10 protein-coding genes are annotated in these 16,765 nt (G+C 42.0%); 4 read left to right on the top strand and 6 right to left on the bottom strand.

The features are described from left to right. Nucleotides 1–32 precede the first annotated feature (32 nt). Nucleotides 33–1,007 carry a DUF1852 domain-containing protein gene (locus ACGHEH_RS01315; RefSeq protein WP_390441100.1) on the bottom strand — a complete coding sequence of 325 codons (975 nt, stop codon included), beginning with the start codon at nt 1,005–1,007 and terminating at the stop codon, nt 33–35. 479 nt (nt 1,008–1,486) lie between these two features. On the opposite strand from ACGHEH_RS01315, the gene ACGHEH_RS01320 reads away from it, so the two are divergent. The 4 genes from ACGHEH_RS01320 (at nt 1,487) to mutH (ending at nt 5,747) form a co-directional block, all read left to right on the top strand. Next, a complete protein-coding gene (locus tag ACGHEH_RS01320) occupies nt 1,487–2,293 on the top strand; it encodes a sulfite exporter TauE/SafE family protein (RefSeq protein WP_390441103.1) in 807 nt (268 codons plus the stop codon). A gap of 177 nt (nt 2,294–2,470) precedes the next feature. Then, entirely contained in the window at nt 2,471–4,474 is a 2,004-nt protein-coding gene (locus tag ACGHEH_RS01325) for a methyl-accepting chemotaxis protein (RefSeq protein WP_390441105.1), read from the top strand. A gap of 9 nt (nt 4,475–4,483) precedes the next feature. After that, on the top strand, nt 4,484–4,843 hold the full coding sequence (locus ACGHEH_RS01330) for a hypothetical protein (protein ID WP_390441107.1): 360 nt from the start codon (nt 4,484–4,486) through the stop codon (nt 4,841–4,843). 229 nt (nt 4,844–5,072) lie between these two features. Beyond that, the gene (mutH, locus tag ACGHEH_RS01335; protein WP_390441110.1) at nt 5,073–5,747 is read left to right on the top strand and encodes a DNA mismatch repair endonuclease MutH; all 675 of its coding nucleotides are present in this window, start codon (nt 5,073–5,075) and stop codon (nt 5,745–5,747) included. 6 nt (nt 5,748–5,753) lie between these two features. On the opposite strand, the gene ACGHEH_RS01340 is transcribed toward mutH, so the two are convergent. The 5 genes from ACGHEH_RS01340 to ACGHEH_RS01360 all read right to left on the bottom strand — a co-directional run bounded on the left by ACGHEH_RS01340 (nt 5,754) and on the right by ACGHEH_RS01360 (nt 16,380). Beyond that, on the bottom strand, nt 5,754–6,761 hold the full coding sequence (locus ACGHEH_RS01340; protein WP_390441113.1) for a glucokinase: 1,008 nt from the start codon (nt 6,759–6,761) through the stop codon (nt 5,754–5,756). A gap of 2 nt (nt 6,762–6,763) precedes the next feature. Continuing rightward, nucleotides 6,764–9,310, bottom strand: coding sequence for an exo 1,3/1,4-beta-D-glucan glucohydrolase (locus ACGHEH_RS01345; RefSeq protein WP_390441116.1), 2,547 nt, complete (start codon nt 9,308–9,310; stop codon nt 6,764–6,766). Nucleotides 9,311–9,314: 4 nt separating this feature from the next. Further along, the gene (locus ACGHEH_RS01350; RefSeq protein ID WP_390441119.1) at nt 9,315–10,562 is read right to left on the bottom strand and encodes a sugar MFS transporter; all 1,248 of its coding nucleotides are present in this window, start codon (nt 10,560–10,562) and stop codon (nt 9,315–9,317) included. A 126-nt stretch (nt 10,563–10,688) separates the two neighbouring features. Further along, a complete protein-coding gene (locus ACGHEH_RS01355) occupies nt 10,689–13,646 on the bottom strand; it encodes a TonB-dependent receptor (RefSeq protein ID WP_390441121.1) in 2,958 nt (985 codons plus the stop codon). A gap of 67 nt (nt 13,647–13,713) precedes the next feature. Continuing rightward, a complete protein-coding gene (locus ACGHEH_RS01360; protein ID WP_390441122.1) occupies nt 13,714–16,380 on the bottom strand; it encodes a family 16 glycosylhydrolase in 2,667 nt (888 codons plus the stop codon). Nucleotides 16,381–16,765 lie beyond the last annotated feature (385 nt).

A 16,765-nucleotide genomic window follows, 5' to 3' on the forward strand; every position in this document is an offset into this window, starting at 1 on the left:
CTAAGGTCGTTATTTTTTAAGCAAATAAATAATTAAGCGAAGTTTGCCGACCACTGAGCCAGAATATTTTGGTAAGGCTTTATAAAATACTCTTCAGCAAACTTACCTTGCTCTTTGGCTAAACGACTGCGCTCTTCACGGTCATAGATGATTTGTGTCAGCGAGTGATCAAGGTTTTTTAGGTTCGGTTTATAAACCTTGCCAGCAACCGCGTTGGCGTTATAAATCTCTGGACGATAAATCTTCTGAAACGTCTCCATCGTGCTAATGGTGCTTATAAGCTCGAGGTTACTATAGTCGTTTAGTAAGTCACCAAAGAAGTAAAATGCAAAAGGCGCAACACTGTTTGGCGGCATAAAATAACGCACTTGCAAGCCCATCTTTTGGAAGTATTGCTCAGTCAGTGACGACTCATTCGGTAAATATTCAAAACCTAGCACTGGATGCTGGTTTTCTGTTCGACGATACGTTTTATTATCTGATACTGATAAACAGATCACTGGTGGCTTTTTGAAATTGTTTTTATAAGTCTGTGAACTTACAAAATACTGGAACAACTTACCGTGCAGGTCGCCAAAGTCTTCAGGGATGCTAAATTGAGGCTTATCTTTATTATGATTTAGAAGCAACACGCTAAAGTCATAGTCACGTACATAAGACGAAAAGTTGTTGCCCACTATGCCTTCAATTCGCTCGTTGGTTTGCTTATCTAAAATGTAGGTTTTCAGTACCTCAATCGACGGGAATGCCTCATCACTTCCCGTAATATCCATATCTACTGACACAATTTCTAACTCAACAGCATAACGGTCGGCATTGGGGTTATCCCAATGGGCAAGTGCGTTAAAGCGGCTGTCAATCATGGTTAAGGCATTACGTAAGTTTGCCTGACGACTTTCGCCACGGGCTAAATTTGCAAAGTTCGTAGTGATACGTGTGCTGGTTGATGGCTCATAATGTTCATCAAGGCGCTGCGTTTTGATGCTGAAGTTAAAATCGTGACTCATGTGTTCTGTATCCTTTTTAGTGAGATAAATTGCTGCTCCCCTTACTTACCTAGCCTTTGATGAATATCTAAGTAAATCATGCTTATCTTTTACAAACTTAAAAACAACCTACTAAGGAATACTTAAATTCGTTTGGTCTTGCGTTCGGAGCCCTATTAGTTATACGTATTCTGCAACTTGAAGAAAAACGGTTTAATTTCACCTAAAACTTGAGTTTGATTCACGTTGCAGGGGTCATACTTACCCTTGTTGAACAATGAAAAGTCAGATTAATGATAAAATCACAATAGAAATCCAGACGTCTAAAAAACCTTCATTCCTATATCTATTTCTTTCATACAAAACATGAGGATTTTTCAAAGCTTATCTCTCATTTAAGAAAAACAAGCCATTAAGATGTTGATATACTCGCGAGAAGTCTGGATGTCTATTTACCAATCACATCTAAGCAATGGTTAACTTTAATAAGAGAAAATGGAATGAGTGAATTAATACTATTGGTGTTGTACTGCGCATTACTTGGTAGTGTTGTGGGCTTTTTAGCGGGATTATTAGGTATTGGTGGCGGTTTAGTTATCGTGCCAATATTGAGTATTATCTTACTGCATTTTGAGGTGTTGCCTGCTGAACAAGTGGTTGTAGCAGCTATTGCGACTTCTTTGGCTTCAATCTTGTTCACCTCGACTTCTTCGGCTATTGCGCATCACAAAAATGGTAACGTGCCATGGGAATTAGCCCCTTGGATCATGACAGGTGTCGCCCTTGGCGCGCTAATAAGCGGCTTTATGGCAGCGCTTTTACCTGAACACATTGTCAGAATTGTATTTGCAGTGAGTGTAGTACTTATTGCACTAAAAATGTTTTTAAGCAGTAAAACTGACGCCCCAAGCGAGCGTACTTTACCAAACAAAGGTGTATTAACTATATTAACTACCATTACTGGGGGCCTTTCAGCCATGATAGGTATTGGCGGCGGTGCCCTTTTAGTGCCACTTTTGAGCTTTTTTTCGGTCGATATGAAAAAGGCCATTGGCTGCGCATCAGCTTGCGGCATCGTTATCGCTCTATTTGGGTCAATTGGTTATATCAGCTCAGGCAGTAGCCATTTTGCAATGACTGATGGCTTTGCCGGGTTTGTATATTTACCTGCGCTACTTGGTATTGTTTGCACGTCTTGGTTTACCGCCCCCCTTGGTGCCAAGGCTACTCAGAGCTTACCGGTATCTACCATTAAAAAAGCGTTCTCAGGGCTGTTAGTCATAATGGCTGTAAACATGGTCGTTTAATCATTTTAGGGGCTTAAAAGCCCCTAATTACAGCATCATCACAAAACCAGTCATTGCGAAAGCTAGAGTTCTACAGGCTATAAATCCAGCTCAAATTTATCACCAATTAAAACTTGTTCGAAAAACACACAAATTACTGCTATACGTTAAACAATCTCTGAAAAGTGTAGAGTTAATATGAAACTAACAGTATCACTTCGCATATTTGGTGGTTTTGCAATATTACTTTTGCTCTCCATAGTTATTTATCTAGTTGCCTTAATGGGAATTCGCTCGATTGGTATTGGGGTGGAGCAAGTGAGTGAAAAAAGCGTGCCGACACTTATTGCTGGTGCAGATCTGGCACAAAACATATTAATCACTGAGTTATCACTGATAGAGCTTTCCACGACTGAAAATGAGCAAGAAGCTACTCGATTACGTGATTTAATAAAGCAAGCAAATCAAAGTAATAACTTAGCCATTCAATCACTCAGTCAATTTATTGAACCGAATAGTGACTCATTCGCTATATTAAAAGAAACTAAAGCATTAAACACTACCTTCCTTGAAGCGAGTGTTCAGGTTATTACTGATTACTTTAAGTTACTTACGTTACTCTCTATTACACAAGAACGCGCTCGAGAGTTTGGAGACATGGGTGACGAAAGTTTAAGCCTTGCATATGATTTAGAAGGGTTAAGTGAAGATGAGAGTATCAATGACTCTATCACTGAATTTGTCACGCTCATAGAAAGCAGTGTAGATGAAGCGAACGCTGCTTTAACTTCAAATATCACTTTTGAAATACTCAGTATCGAATCTGCTTTAAAAGACTCTAAGGAGGAGTTAAAAGGTTTATTTAATAAATTTTCACAATCGTCAGAACTCAAAGACGATGAGTCTGTTTCTTTGATGGCTGACAATTTAGAGCGATTTTTAGCTGCACTTGTCGGTGACAAAAGTGCTATCAAAGCAAGGTTGGATAGCCTAAATCGCCAAAAAGAAGTGTCAGAGCAGCTTAAACAAGCTAAGCAGCTAGGTGACAATGCCAGAGAAGTACTGATTAGGTTAAACGACAAAATTAAAATAACCACCAACGAAATAAAAAATGATGCGCTTGAATCGGTAAGTCAAAATCAGTTAATTACCACTGTTTTAACGCTGATCACTCTATGCTTATCTGCATCTGTCGCCTATTTTGTGACTAACTCCATCAAAAAGCCTCTACATCATGCAGTTACACAAATAAAGCAGGCTGCAACAGGAGACATGACCGTTCACTTCACAAAAATGCGTGATGATGAATTAGGTGAACTCGCTGATAATATGCAAAGTTTGGTCAATACCTTAAGGCAGACATTAAAAGAAATAGCCCATAATTCTAATAGCCTAGCGACCACAGCAGAAGAAACTAATACCATCGCAAAACAGAGTTTTGACAGCGTCTCTTCTCAAAACAACAAAATGCAGGTAATGACTCACTCAATTGCAGAAATGACTGACACTGTGCAGTCAGTGTCTAATAGTATTCATCACACTTTGGAACAAGTTGAAAAATCGAATAATGATGCTGAACAAGGACAAATATTACTTAGTCAAAATATAGACAACATTCACTTACTTGCCGATGCCATTAAGCAATCAGCGACAGTGATAGAAACCCTGAACGATGACACGAATAACATCAGCTCTGTGTTAGACATTATTCGGGGCGTTGCTGAGCAAACTAACTTATTGGCTTTAAATGCAGCCATTGAGGCAGCTAGGGCTGGAGAACAAGGTCGAGGCTTTGCTGTTGTTGCCGATGAGGTGAGAACCTTGGCAAGCAAAGCCCATGATGCAACACAAGAAATTCAACAAGCGATAGAGAACCTGCAACAAGGTGCCAAGCAAGCTGTTGCAACCATGTCTAAATCGCAGCAAGAAACTCAGCAATGCGTCGATGGCATTCAAAATGTAGATGAGATGCTTGGTTCAATTTTAAGTGGCATCACGAACATTAAAGATATGAGTCAACAAATCGCGACCGCCGCAGAGCAACAGAGTATTGCAGCTGTCAAGCAAAATGAAAATATGAAAGAGATGCAACACATCACGGAGCTTTCTGCTTCTCATGCTGAAGAAAATAATCAAGCAAGTCAGCAGTTAGCTTCTATGGCCGAAACCCAAAGAGAACTTTTGAGTAAATTTAAAACCTAGGAGCAACCCATGCGATTATTTTTATTATGTTTAATCATTGTCGTCCCTTCTTTTACCTACAGTGGCGCAACACAGGCCGGTACTTGCGAAATAAAGTACACGCGAACGGCTTGCCCTGGCAAAGAGAAAATTAGTTACAAGAAATGTAAAGGGAAACAAAAATGTTCAAAATTCAAAGAAGCCGCAACTGCAGCTGAGTGTGGCACAATGGCTGTTAAATCATGTCGAAATAAGCGCCTAACGGTGACGAAATCTAAAGTCATCAATGCACTGTTTGATGGGCAACAAATTAAAGCAAGTAATGGTAGTGATGACTTTTGTACGGTTTATGAAAAAGCCAGCGAAGAATTTAATAAGTGTGATGGGTAATAAAATACCTAAGCTTTTTATCGCTTTTCATCGCTTTTTAAAAAGACTTTTCGAGTAGGCATGGTGCCTGAGTGAATCTGGGGCGTATTTATCTTTTAAGTTAAATTTGGACACAATTCAAACTTTAAAGGCAAATACGCCTTAGCATTATTGGTTTCAATAAAATTTAAATTAGCTGCTTGTCATAGCATTAGTTACAATAGTTTTGTTATAACTAAGAGATATTTCAATGCTAAAACCTTCTCCGCCACTCACCATTAATGAACTCATGCAACGCGTTGAGCAAATTGCGGGGCTGACCCTAGGCGAGATTTCAGCTGAGTTTAACTTTAAAACCCCAGAACATTTATTGCGTGAAAAAGGCTGGCAAGGTCAATTATTAGAATATGTGCTGGGCGCCACAGCAGGCTCAAAACCTGTACCAGATTTTGAGCACTTAGGCATTGAGCTTAAAACCATACCTGTAGGTTTTAATGGCAAACCACTCGAAACGACCTATGTGTCAATTGTTCCGCTCACTAACCTGACAGGTATGACTTGGCAATCGAGTACCGTAAAGAAGAAGCTAACCCATGTTTTATGGCTGCCGATTCTTGCTGAAAAAACCATTCAACCGATAGATAGAACTATAGGATCTGGATTTTTGTGGCAACCAAGCTTAGCACAAGAGCATCAATTGCAAAGAGACTGGGAAGAGCAAATGGAGCTGATCGCACTTGGTCGAATAAATGAAATATCTGGCCATTTAGGTGAGGTGATGCAAATTAGACCAAAAGCCGCGAACAGCAAAGCGTTAACTGATGTCATTGGGCCAAATGGTACAATGACGCAAACTTTGCCGCGCGGTTATTACTTGAAAATTCCATTCACTGCCCAGATCCTAGCAGAACAGTTTGGGCTTTAAGCTCAGCTAGGTTATTTCCTGATTCAAGAATACAGCCGCGCCTAACAAGCCCGGTTGTGGCTCTGTGATCACAAACACAGGTGTCTGCTCCGCAATATGAGAAAGGCGCCCTTTTGCAATAAAACGTTCGCCAAAGTCACCTTGTTTTAAAAATTCGATGAACCTAGGCACAATACCTCCAGCGATATAGATCCCACCAAAGCTACTATTAAGTAATGCAAGATTGCCTGCAAAGCTGCCTAGCACTTTACAAAATTGTTGAAGTGCCAAACGACATAAACCACAATTTACTGTAATAGCATTATGCGAAATCTCAGCCGCGCTCAAACTGGTTTTGTTTACCGCAGCATGACTCCCCTCTATAGTGTTTTGGTAATCTACAATCGCACTATAGATCTGCTCTAACCCATAGCCTGATAATAGTTGCTCATAAGAGATCCGTGGTTTTCTGCTATCGAGGTAGTTGAAAATGATCAAGTCCAGCTCATCTACCGGCGCAAAATCAATATGCCCGCCTTCTGAGTTAATACAATGCCAGAAATGATTGCCTTGCATTGTAACCGATGTGAGGGTCGCAACCCCAAGCCCAGTACCTGGCCCACAAATCGAAATGGTGCTATTGGCTCGGCCCTGCTGTGGCCCTCGAATATGACACTTTTGCTCATCATTTAAAATAGGTACTGACATCGCGATGGCTTTGTAGTCATTAATTAAATACAAGCTTTGTAAGCCCAACTCTGCCTTAAGCGCAGTTTGCGAAAACGCCCACGGCAAGTTTGTCATTGAGATCCAATCTTCATCAGTTGGACAGGCAATCGCAAGACAAGCATGTAAAGACTTGCCTGCGATTTCTAGTTCAGCAATATACAATTTAAGCACATCTGACAGTTCAGCAAAGTCAGCACATTTATACGTGCTGACATGCGATAACTGATTGTCTTTCGTTGCTTGCGCAAGGCGGATATTGGTACCACCAATATCCGCAACAAGTCTAATTTCAGTTACATTATCCATAATCACTCACACTGAATGCTGGCAGACTTTCCTTGCTCAGGCGCAAAGTGAATGTCACTGATAGAAAGATTTGCCTTACCGCTAGTGGAAATTGCAAATGGCATAATCACTTGGCTATATTTCAAACCTTGTTTAGCAAAGCAATTTAAGTCGATTGATAAGTTCTGCCATTGCGTGTCTGGAAGTCTATTTAACTGCTCAGTGATATCTACCTGTGCTCGACAGCTACCTGGTTTATCGCCTTCACTTTCACAATGACTTGAAATAATCACAGGCTGCTCTGCAAGGCCATCGCGCATGAGCTCAATCACTAGTGCGGCATTACCGGCTTGCATCATAGATAAGTCTTCTCTAAACCAGCTTTTGCTGACAAACTCCATCCCCGCACTTTCAAGGCCTGTCCAAACCAGTTTGAAAGCGTCTTCTTGGATATGTTTATCTATTGTGCGGTACTCAAGGCCTTTTAGAGCGATACTGCTCGACATCACAGCTTGATTGTTTGCTCCTGAGAACAAACGCATTTGCCAAGGCGCGAAAGTCTTCCCTTTGAATACATAGCTGTTTGCATCTGCACCGTTATCAAGCTCAACTGTTTCACTCAAGCTATTCGATAACACAGACTTATCACCGTACTGCAAGCCAAAGCCATAAGGCAGTAATGGTTCATAATCTGCGTCATATCGATTTACCGGCTTGCTTGGATGACTAGGCCAAGAGAATGACAACTTACCTTTAAAGTCATTTTGCACCTTACCCGATTTATCTGTCAGCAGCACATCTGCAACTGCATCGCCTTCAGAACCAGGTAGCCAAGCAGCGACAAAAGCATCACTGGCATTTAGCTCTGGATTAACCCAAAGTGGACGGCCACTGATAAACACTGAAATCACCGGTATGCCTTGCGCTTTTAGCTTTTTCAGTAAGGCTAAATCACGTTTATCACCTTGTTGATATACGAGGTTTTCTTTGTCACCATGACCTTCCGCGTATGGCTCTTCACCAAATACCACAATGGCAACATCAGGTTTATTTTCAAAACTACCGTCTTCGCTTAGCGTGACCTTACCACCAGCTGCTTTGATTTGTTCGGCAAGACCGTCGTAGATTGAAGAGCCACCAGGAAAGTCGGCGTTTTCATTGTTGGTGCCCTGCCAAGTAATTGTCCAGCCACCCGATTGCTTACCAATATTGTTCGCCGCATCGCCCGCAATCAAAATATTTTGCTTAGGAGAAAGTGGCAGTAAGTTATCGTTATTTTTAAGCAACACTAGAGATTCACGCACTGCCTGCTTTGCAACCTCACGGTGCTCAGCATGACCGATCAAATCTGTTTTATTGGCATATGGACGATTTGCAGGACTTGCTTTATCGAATAAGCCTGCACGGAATTTCACACGTAAAATACGCGTTACCGCATCGTCAATACGCGACATTGGAATAACTCCAGCACGCACTTGTTTAATGGTGTTTTCCATCAAGGGTTTCCACGCATCCGTTGGTACCATATACACATCAAGACCTGCATTCACCGCTTGTGGACAGTCGTGGTTGCTACACCCTTTTATTTGACCATGGCCGTTCCAATCACCTACCACAAAACCATCAAAACCCATTTTGTCTTTTAAGACATCGGTAAGTAGATATTTATTGCCGTGAATTTTCTCACCATTCCAGCTATTGAAAGACGCCATTACAGACTGCGCACCCGCAGTTAAACCACCCACATATCCTTGAGAGTGAATGTTGAATAAATCCAACTCTGAGTCGATGTTATTACCTTGGTCGTCGCCTCTTACCGTGCCGCCGTCACCCACAAAGTGCTTAACCGTACTGATCACGCGGTCATCGCCTAAGAAGTTATCGCCTTGTGTACCCTGCAAACCATGAACAATTGCAGCAGCATATTCTTTCACTATTTCAGGATCTTCAGAGTAACCTTCGTAAGTTCGGCCCCATCTGTCATCGCGAACCGTAGCGACGGTTGGCGCGAACACCCAATCGATACCAGTTGCCATCACTTCTTTTGCGGTCACTTCGGCAATTTTTACAATCAAGTCTGGGTTATTTGCGGCGCCTAACCCGATATTATGCGGGAACAGCGTCGCGCCAATCACATTGTTGTGGCCGTGAACAGCATCTGTGCCCCACATGGTTGGAATGTTGATGCCGTCTAGAGAATCATCAACCGACGCTTGATACATGGCCTCAGCTAAATCAACCCAATCTTTCACACTTGAGTGTTTATTGTTATTTGGAAACGCACCACCACCATTGAGGTATGAACCAAAGCCATAGCGACGCATATCTTCAACTGTTATATCGCGGATCTCAGGTTGAATCATTTGCGCTATTTTTTGCTCTAGCGTCATTTTCGCCAACAGTTCAGCGACTTTAAGCTCAATCTCTGGGTCTTTTTTAACTTCAGAATTAATCGTCGGCCAAATATTTAAATCAGACTTTTCTACTTCAATAGTGTCATTTTGTTTTGCACATGATGCCAACAAACCTGTGACCATCACTGCTACTAATGATTGCTTTAAACGCTTCATGTTATTACCTCTCAGAAGAGCTATTTACAGGTTTATGGCCTTTTAAGCCGAAGTAGCCAATGAACACATAACACAGTGCTGGCAATAAGAAAGACAACTGTACGCCGACCACATCGGCAAGCATGCCTTGGAATAATGGCACGATTGCACCACCAACAATGGCAAGACAAAGTAAGCCTGCGCCATGACTCGCTGCATCGCCTAATTTATTGATTGCTAAACTGAAGATGGTTGGGAACATGATTGAATTGAATAAACCGACAGCCAAAATTGACCACTTCGCCACAGCGCCGTCCGACATCACTGCAACCACAAGCAAAACAATGGCCATCACAGCATTGAATGCCAGTACTTTACCCGCTGCGACTTTTTGCATCACGACGGCACCAATAAAGCGGCCTATCATGGCACCGCCCCAGTAGTAGGCGATTAACTTAGCGGCTTGCGCTTCATTCAAACCTGCAATATTTGGGTCGTGTAAAAAGTTCACTAAAAAGCTACCGATAGCGACTTCAGCACCCACATATAAAAAGATGCCAATCGCGCCGAGCTTAAGATGCGTATACTTCAGTGCGGTTTTAATTGAGGGTGTTGATTGTTCACTTTTACCCAGCTCAGGTAACTTAATAAACGTAAAAACCACAGCTAAAGCCAATAGCGTGAGAGCTAAAAACACATAAGGCATTTGTACTGCAGTCGCATCAGTTTGCGCAGCTGCATTTGTCTCTGAGAATATCAGCCAAGCACCAAAAAATGGCGCGACGGTTGTACCTAAAGAGTTAAACGCTTGCGTCATAGTTAAACGTGAAGAAGCGGTTTTTGCAGGCCCAAGTGCGCTAACAAAAGGGTTTGCTGACACTTGCAAAACCGTGATACCTGCAGCCAGTACAAATAGCGCTCCTAAGAATAAGGCATACACACCCAAGGCAGCTGCAGGATAGAATAAAAAGCACCCAAGACTTGCTATTGCAAGGCCTGTGATTATGCCCTTTTTGAAGCCAATTTTACTCACTAAAGTGCCTGCAGGGATAGACACAATAAAATAAGCGCCAAAGAAGCAAAATTGCACTAGCATGGCTTGGGTGTAAGTGAGGGAGAAAGCGTTTTTTAAATAAGGAATTAGAATGTCATTAAGACACGTAATAAACCCCCACATAAAAAACAAGGTGGTTAAGGTGATCAACGCAAAAGTATTATTCTGCGGTTGTTCAACCTGATTATTTGTATCAAAAGTACCTGTTGAGCTTGCCATAGTCATATTCCAGCATGCCGAACCCAAAGCGCTCACGTAAAATATTTGCTAGCACTTGGGGTTTAATTAATCTTGAATGGCTTACCTCAAAAAAAGAGGTAAGCACTTGTTATGAGTTATATTGAATTAATTGAACGAGTAACGAACACCCACCGCGTAGCGTGGACCATATTGTCTTGCATACAAGAATTGACGCTCGTATCGGCCATAGGCCTGCTCTGTCTCATTGTTAAGGTTTAACCCTTCAAAGAACACCGTCACTTGATCGTTCACGTCATAGTTCACGCTCATGTCCAACTGTTGGAATTCTCTAGGGTTTTGCGGAGGATTATCAGAAGAACCTTGATCTTGGCCAACACCGAGTAAAAAGTCTTCACGCCACGCATAAGTGAATTTCACAGACAAACCATGTTTTTCATAGAACACTTGGAAATTAGCTGAATCACTTAGACCTTCTAATGGAGATTGTTGGTCTAAGCTATCAGCATTGTATTCAACATCGCCATTGACTGTGGTAGCGTTTACGCCAATACCGAAGCCTGATTCACCAAAAATATGCTGAATCGCAATTTCAAAACCATCAATATTTTTCACATCCGGTGCATTGAAAGGCCTTCTAATATCCCATGTCATCAATGGATCATCTGCATTGGGTGTAATATAGCCTTGTTCATTTAGGGTAGCGCCATTAGCCTGCATTTGAGCAAATACTGCATCGTTTGTTGCCTGCTCACCGCGCGCTTCAATATCAGCGACAGCTTGGTTCCAGCGAGGGCCTTTATAAATGTCATTGAAGCCTTCAATTGTGGTAGACACTATCTGGCTACTTAAGAAGTTTTTCACAGACTTATCATAGTAGCCAATAGACGCATAACTACCTTCTGCATAATACCACTCTAAACTTAAATCAAAGTTCGTTGATTCATATGGCTGTAAGTTCGTATTACCTTCGCTACCGCTTCGAGAACCAATTTTTGGGCTACCAGATAAAATTCGTCCACCAGCAAGATCTCCAAGCGGTGCGCGAGTAATCGTTTTACCCCATGAAACACGAGAAACTATGTCGTCGGTCAGATCAACACGAATATCAAGCATAGGTAAAAACACATCATGCTCACCATTCAGAGTTAGCGTGTTATTTCCACCAGGTAGATACTGGGTATGCCACTCACTACCACCTTTCCACCAAACCTCTGTAGGCACATCCTGCAAAACTTTACTGGTTACATCGGTTTCTTCATAGCGCACACCAGCATTGATCTGAACCGGGTAGTCTGCAATATCAAACTCCCAAAAGCTTGATAGATAAATACTAGAAGTTTCTTCAAGTACCGAACTCTTCGAGAATGACCCCATATCGTGATAGGCCGTGGTCGCAAAATAATCGTCACCGCCCAACAATTCATTGGTTAAAAATGCTTCTGATCGAGCAACCACTTCATCAAAGCTAAACGTGTAGTAGTAATGCGGATTTAAATCACTACCGCCACCAGCAAAGGCATCCAGGAAATTACTGGTATCATGTTTAGTAAACATGCCATCAGGGAACATTTCTGGCCAAGATGGGTTAAATAAGAAACCACCAATTAGACCACTCCAGGCATTTGAGCCACCCATTTCTTGTTCAGTACGTGCGACACCGAACTTAATATTTACAAGGCCTATTTCCTCGTAATATGCATCCCAAATGCCATCAAGTTGTAACTGTTTTACATTTGTTTCACCCGGAGAATGAACAAATTGGCTAAAATGTGAGTCCATTTCACTCGCCATAAGTTCATTTGTACCATTCTTCCAGATAATTTCAGCATGTGGGACTTCACCTTCTCTAAAATCATAAATCTTAGTTGTGAGCTGATCTGAGCCAAGTACCACAGAACCATGACTTCCCAAGCCTTTGTCTGCGCCATTATCAGTTTCGCTTTGTGAATCATGATAATCTAGGGTTAGCTTAAGAGAGTCAGTCACCTGCCAGTCGAAGTTAAAACCTAAAGAACGCTCTTTAACTTCAGTGGTCGCACGAGATGCCGTAAACGAGCCATCATTACCACTGATATCTGCATAAATCACGGTGCCTTGCTCATCGATTTCATAGGCATTGATATTGCCACCAAAATCATTCCACATGCCCCAGCTAATTGAATTCATGCCGGTAACAACTTTAGTCCCAACGTAGTCTAATGTGAACACCATATCATCGGCGGGTGCATATTGGAAAACTGCGTGGCCGTTGCTTCTCTCGCGTTGGTAGTCACTTATTCCATAATTCATATCCCTCGGGAAGAAGTGATTACCTACGCGCTTACCATCTTCACCAATTGGTCTATGATCAACTACTTTGCTCTCATCCAAATTAGTGGGTAAATCCACATTTGCTAGCCAACCCTGTATATGAGCACTTTGTTGTTGAAAGTCTCTACGGTGATGGTTCATCGAAAAAGAGAAACCCACTGTTTCATCTAAATATGCATTCGAATATATCGCTGAAAACTCTGGTGTAACATCATCACCCGCAACATTTGAGCTATCGTGAATCGCTTTAGCTGAGAGTGAAAACTTTTCTTTACCACTACTTAAGGGTTTAGCTGTAACAATATTGACCGTTGCACCAAGACCACCCGTCGGGTTCTCAGCTCGGGCAGTTTTATATAGCTCAAGAGCAGAAACACCATCAGATGATAAATTCTCGAAACTATAAGATCGCGAGTTACCCGTTCCTGGCATTTGACGACCATTCAAGGTGATAAGGTTAAAACTTGGACCAAAACCACGGACCGTGATTTGACTACCTTCGCCATTATTGCGACTGATTGAAACACCTGTAATACGTTGCAGAGCTTCTGCCAAGTTGGTGTCTGGGAATTTACCCATTTCTTCAGCTGAAATAGCATCAACAACACCAGACATATCTCGTTTTACATTCATAGAGCGGATCAAACTGCCTTTGATACCGCGTACTTCAATGACTTCAACGCCTTTTTGTTCATCGGCTTCGTTTGCAAACACGTTGGCTGTAAAACCAGTGCTTAATGCCGCACACACATAAAGTGCGATTTTTGATTGTTGGAATTTGAATGTGTTCATAATTACCCTACTAAAATCTTGCTCAGTGAGGAGCGTGAACAAGCACGCTCGACCTTATCGGTTAGTGTTAAAGTGCTTTGATCATCACGTTATCTAAGCGATAAACCGCACCCTCTCCCGCTCCCCAAGCAGGGAAGAACATTAAGATATCAATGGCACTAATATCTAAACCAGCGTCTGTTAAGTCTTTTAAAGAATAAGTATATGTTTGCCATTCACCAACTACAGGTGCTTTACCTTCTTGACTTGCACTTAAAGGTAATTCAGCAAAGCTACTCGCACCTAGAGATTCAATTTTGAATAACCAAGCTGCATCGGCATTATTTGGCGCTGTTACCACTTTAAGCTCAAATTGCACTACGCCAGTTTCATACAACGCAGATGCATCAATAAAGTGTTCATCTTCAGCAAATAAACCCAGTACAGTAGGCTGTGCACCCACTTTAAATTCTGCTGTCATACCATGCGCTGTATCGTCGTTTTCCAGTGTCGGCGTAGAGCCGCCACAACAATCCCAAAGCGACCACTTTTCTTTTATATCATCAGCAAATAAAACATGGCCTATGAAAGCATCTGACGCATTTGGGTCATAAATTTTCACATTATCAACACGGTAAATTGCACCGGCACCTTGACCCCATGCAGGGAAAATCATTAACACATCAATTGCGCTAACATCTAAACCTGCATTCGCTAAATCAGATAGTTTAAATGTGTATTTTTGCCACTCGCCCACAACAGGTGCAGCTTGCTCAACACTGGTTGATAAGTCCACTTCGGCAAATGTCGTGGCGCCTACTGACTCGACTTTAAATAGCCAAGGTGCGGCTGCATTATCTGGCGCATTGGTGATCTTCATTTCAAATTCGATCACACCATTAGACAGAATTGCTGTCGCATCGAATGGACTTGGCGTACCTCCTTCAGCAACCATACCATCGCGTGAAATAAAGCCCATCACCGTTGGTGAATCACCAATTTTAAATTCAGCCACATTTCCGTGTGCATCATCGTCTAATTCAATTGTTGGTGTTGAACCACCACAACAGTCCCACAGTGGCCAGTTTGGATTTTGTTCGTTTTCGAATACGATTAGTTCAGGTGAAGCAGCAACTGCTGAATCTTCAATTTTTAAATTTGCTACACGGTACTGTGCCCCCTCACCGGTGCCCCAAGCAGGAAAAATCATAACAACATCAATCGCACTTAGATCAAGACCGCCATCAGCTAACGCTTGAAGAGAGAATTCAAAAGTTTGCCACTGGCCAACAACAGGTTCAGTACCTGATTTATTTTGAGAAAGAGGAATTTCAATTGCTGTTGTGCCTTCTGAACTTTCAAGCTTAAGCATCCAAGTCGAATCTGCATTATTCGGTGCAGTTACGATTTTCATGTCAAAACTGAGCGTGCCAGTTTCAATCATAGGAGATGCGTCAAAAGGCGATGGTTTGCCCGCTTCGTCAGTAATAAATGCTTCTCGTGTGATAAAACCATTTACTGTTGGCTCAGCACCGACTACAAACTCAACCACATTGCCTTTCATTTCATCTTCAACAATTAGTGGTGTTGAGCCGCCACAACAATCCCACGCTGGCCAGTTAGGATTAAACGAACCATCAAAAATAGTTAAGTTTTGAGCTACGCCAGTTGAAGGTGGAGATGGAATTGGTGCTTTACCCTCTACTAAGGCATCTTCCATTGAATCATAGCCTGCACGAACCGTCTCACACCCTTTACCTGTGTCTACGTTTTGCTGACATTGATACACACGTACAAAGTCAATTTCGAATGTTTGACCATTCTCAAAGGCAGTTGCGTCAACACCTGTCTCGTTGACATTTTCAGGCCAATTTCCACCTACTGCAAAGTTCAATAACATGTGGAACTCTTGGTCGTAAGGTGCATTACCATAATGGGTCGTTAGTTCACCTGTTACTTGGTCGTAATATTCAGCAAACCAACCGCGATGTTTTAGACCAACCGTTTCACCTTTTGAGTTAGTACGAATCTCAGAGCGGCGTTGTGTGGCATACAAGTAATCATCTACATACCAACGTATTTCTCCTTCTTGCCACTCGATTGCATACGTATGGAAATCATCAGCTGGGTTAGCACCATCTGTTAATTTGTACGCTTTGCCTGAATTCACATTATCTGGCCAATCTTTACCATAATGCAACGTGCCATATACGTGGCTCTCAGGGTTGCCCTCGGCATCTTTGGCTTTTAAATTTACCGCTTCAACTATGTCTATTTCGCCAGATTTCGGCCAACCACCATACACTTCATCAGTAGGAAGCAACCAAAATGCCGGCCAACTGCCTTGACCACTTGGTAACTTTGCACGGATCTCAAAGCGGCCATATTTAAAATCAGCTTTATTTTTGGTAACCATTCTTGCTGAGGTATAAGGCTGTTGAGCACCTTCAGCGGCAGGTAATGCAACAATTTTCAGTGTACCGTCACTGACAAATGAATTTGCTTCATCTTCTGTGTAGCACTGTTTCTCGGCGTTACCACCGCCTAAACAATTAACCTCATGAGTCCATTTTTGACTATCGATTGATGTGCCATCAAACTCATCACTCCAAACCAACTGCCAGTCACTCACTGGAGCTTGAGGATTAATTGGTGTCGGATCTGTTTTCGTCTCAGCACCACCGCCGCATCCCACTAAGGTGGATACTGCGATTAAGGCACCAACATGTGAAAAATGCTTTGCAACTTTTATCATAATGTGTGTTCCAAATATGCGACTTTGTTGTCATAACAATTCATGAGACCCGTTGTCATTTATAGCCTGAGGTTGGGATAAGAAATAAGATAAACATATGTTGTTAAAATTTTTTACCTTATTTTCTCGTCTAGCTAGAGAATTATTATTTATCCGAAGCTCAGGTTAATTATTAATGATCTCTCACAAATTGCGCATGGTGTGCAGTAAACAGACAAGCAAGTAAACTGCGCCTGACTTTATCCTGTTCCATTAACCTTATTGTTACAATGCAGATTCGGTATCATGAAATAGAGCTGAGACGCCCGTGCCATGCATCAAAATAGTGCGCGACAAGGCGAAACAAATTTACGATGAAATATGCAAGCCTTTTGTTGCTTAGGTT

Origin of the sequence: Pseudoalteromonas sp. MTN2-4 (genome assembly GCF_042848605.1) — a bacterium.
In the GTDB taxonomy this organism is placed as follows: Bacteria; Pseudomonadota; Gammaproteobacteria; order Enterobacterales; family Alteromonadaceae; genus Pseudoalteromonas.

What these genes read in the sequence shown, in the direction of transcription:
- ACGHEH_RS01315 (WP_390441100.1), bottom strand. Translation starts at nt 1,007, where the DNA reads ATGAGTCACGATTTTAACTTCAGCATCAAAACGCAGCGCCTTGATGAA.
- ACGHEH_RS01320 (WP_390441103.1), top strand. Translation starts at nt 1,487, where the DNA reads ATGAGTGAATTAATACTATTGGTGTTGTACTGCGCATTACTTGGTAGT.
- ACGHEH_RS01325 (WP_390441105.1), top strand. Translation starts at nt 2,471, where the DNA reads ATGAAACTAACAGTATCACTTCGCATATTTGGTGGTTTTGCAATATTA.
- ACGHEH_RS01330 (WP_390441107.1), top strand. Translation starts at nt 4,484, where the DNA reads ATGCGATTATTTTTATTATGTTTAATCATTGTCGTCCCTTCTTTTACC.
- mutH (WP_390441110.1), top strand. Translation starts at nt 5,073, where the DNA reads ATGCTAAAACCTTCTCCGCCACTCACCATTAATGAACTCATGCAACGC.
- ACGHEH_RS01340 (WP_390441113.1), bottom strand. Translation starts at nt 6,761, where the DNA reads ATGGATAATGTAACTGAAATTAGACTTGTTGCGGATATTGGTGGTACC.
- ACGHEH_RS01345 (WP_390441116.1), bottom strand. Translation starts at nt 9,310, where the DNA reads ATGAAGCGTTTAAAGCAATCATTAGTAGCAGTGATGGTCACAGGTTTG.
- ACGHEH_RS01350 (WP_390441119.1), bottom strand. Translation starts at nt 10,562, where the DNA reads ATGGCAAGCTCAACAGGTACTTTTGATACAAATAATCAGGTTGAACAA.
- ACGHEH_RS01355 (WP_390441121.1), bottom strand. Translation starts at nt 13,646, where the DNA reads ATGAACACATTCAAATTCCAACAATCAAAAATCGCACTTTATGTGTGT.
- ACGHEH_RS01360 (WP_390441122.1), bottom strand. Translation starts at nt 16,380, where the DNA reads ATGATAAAAGTTGCAAAGCATTTTTCACATGTTGGTGCCTTAATCGCA.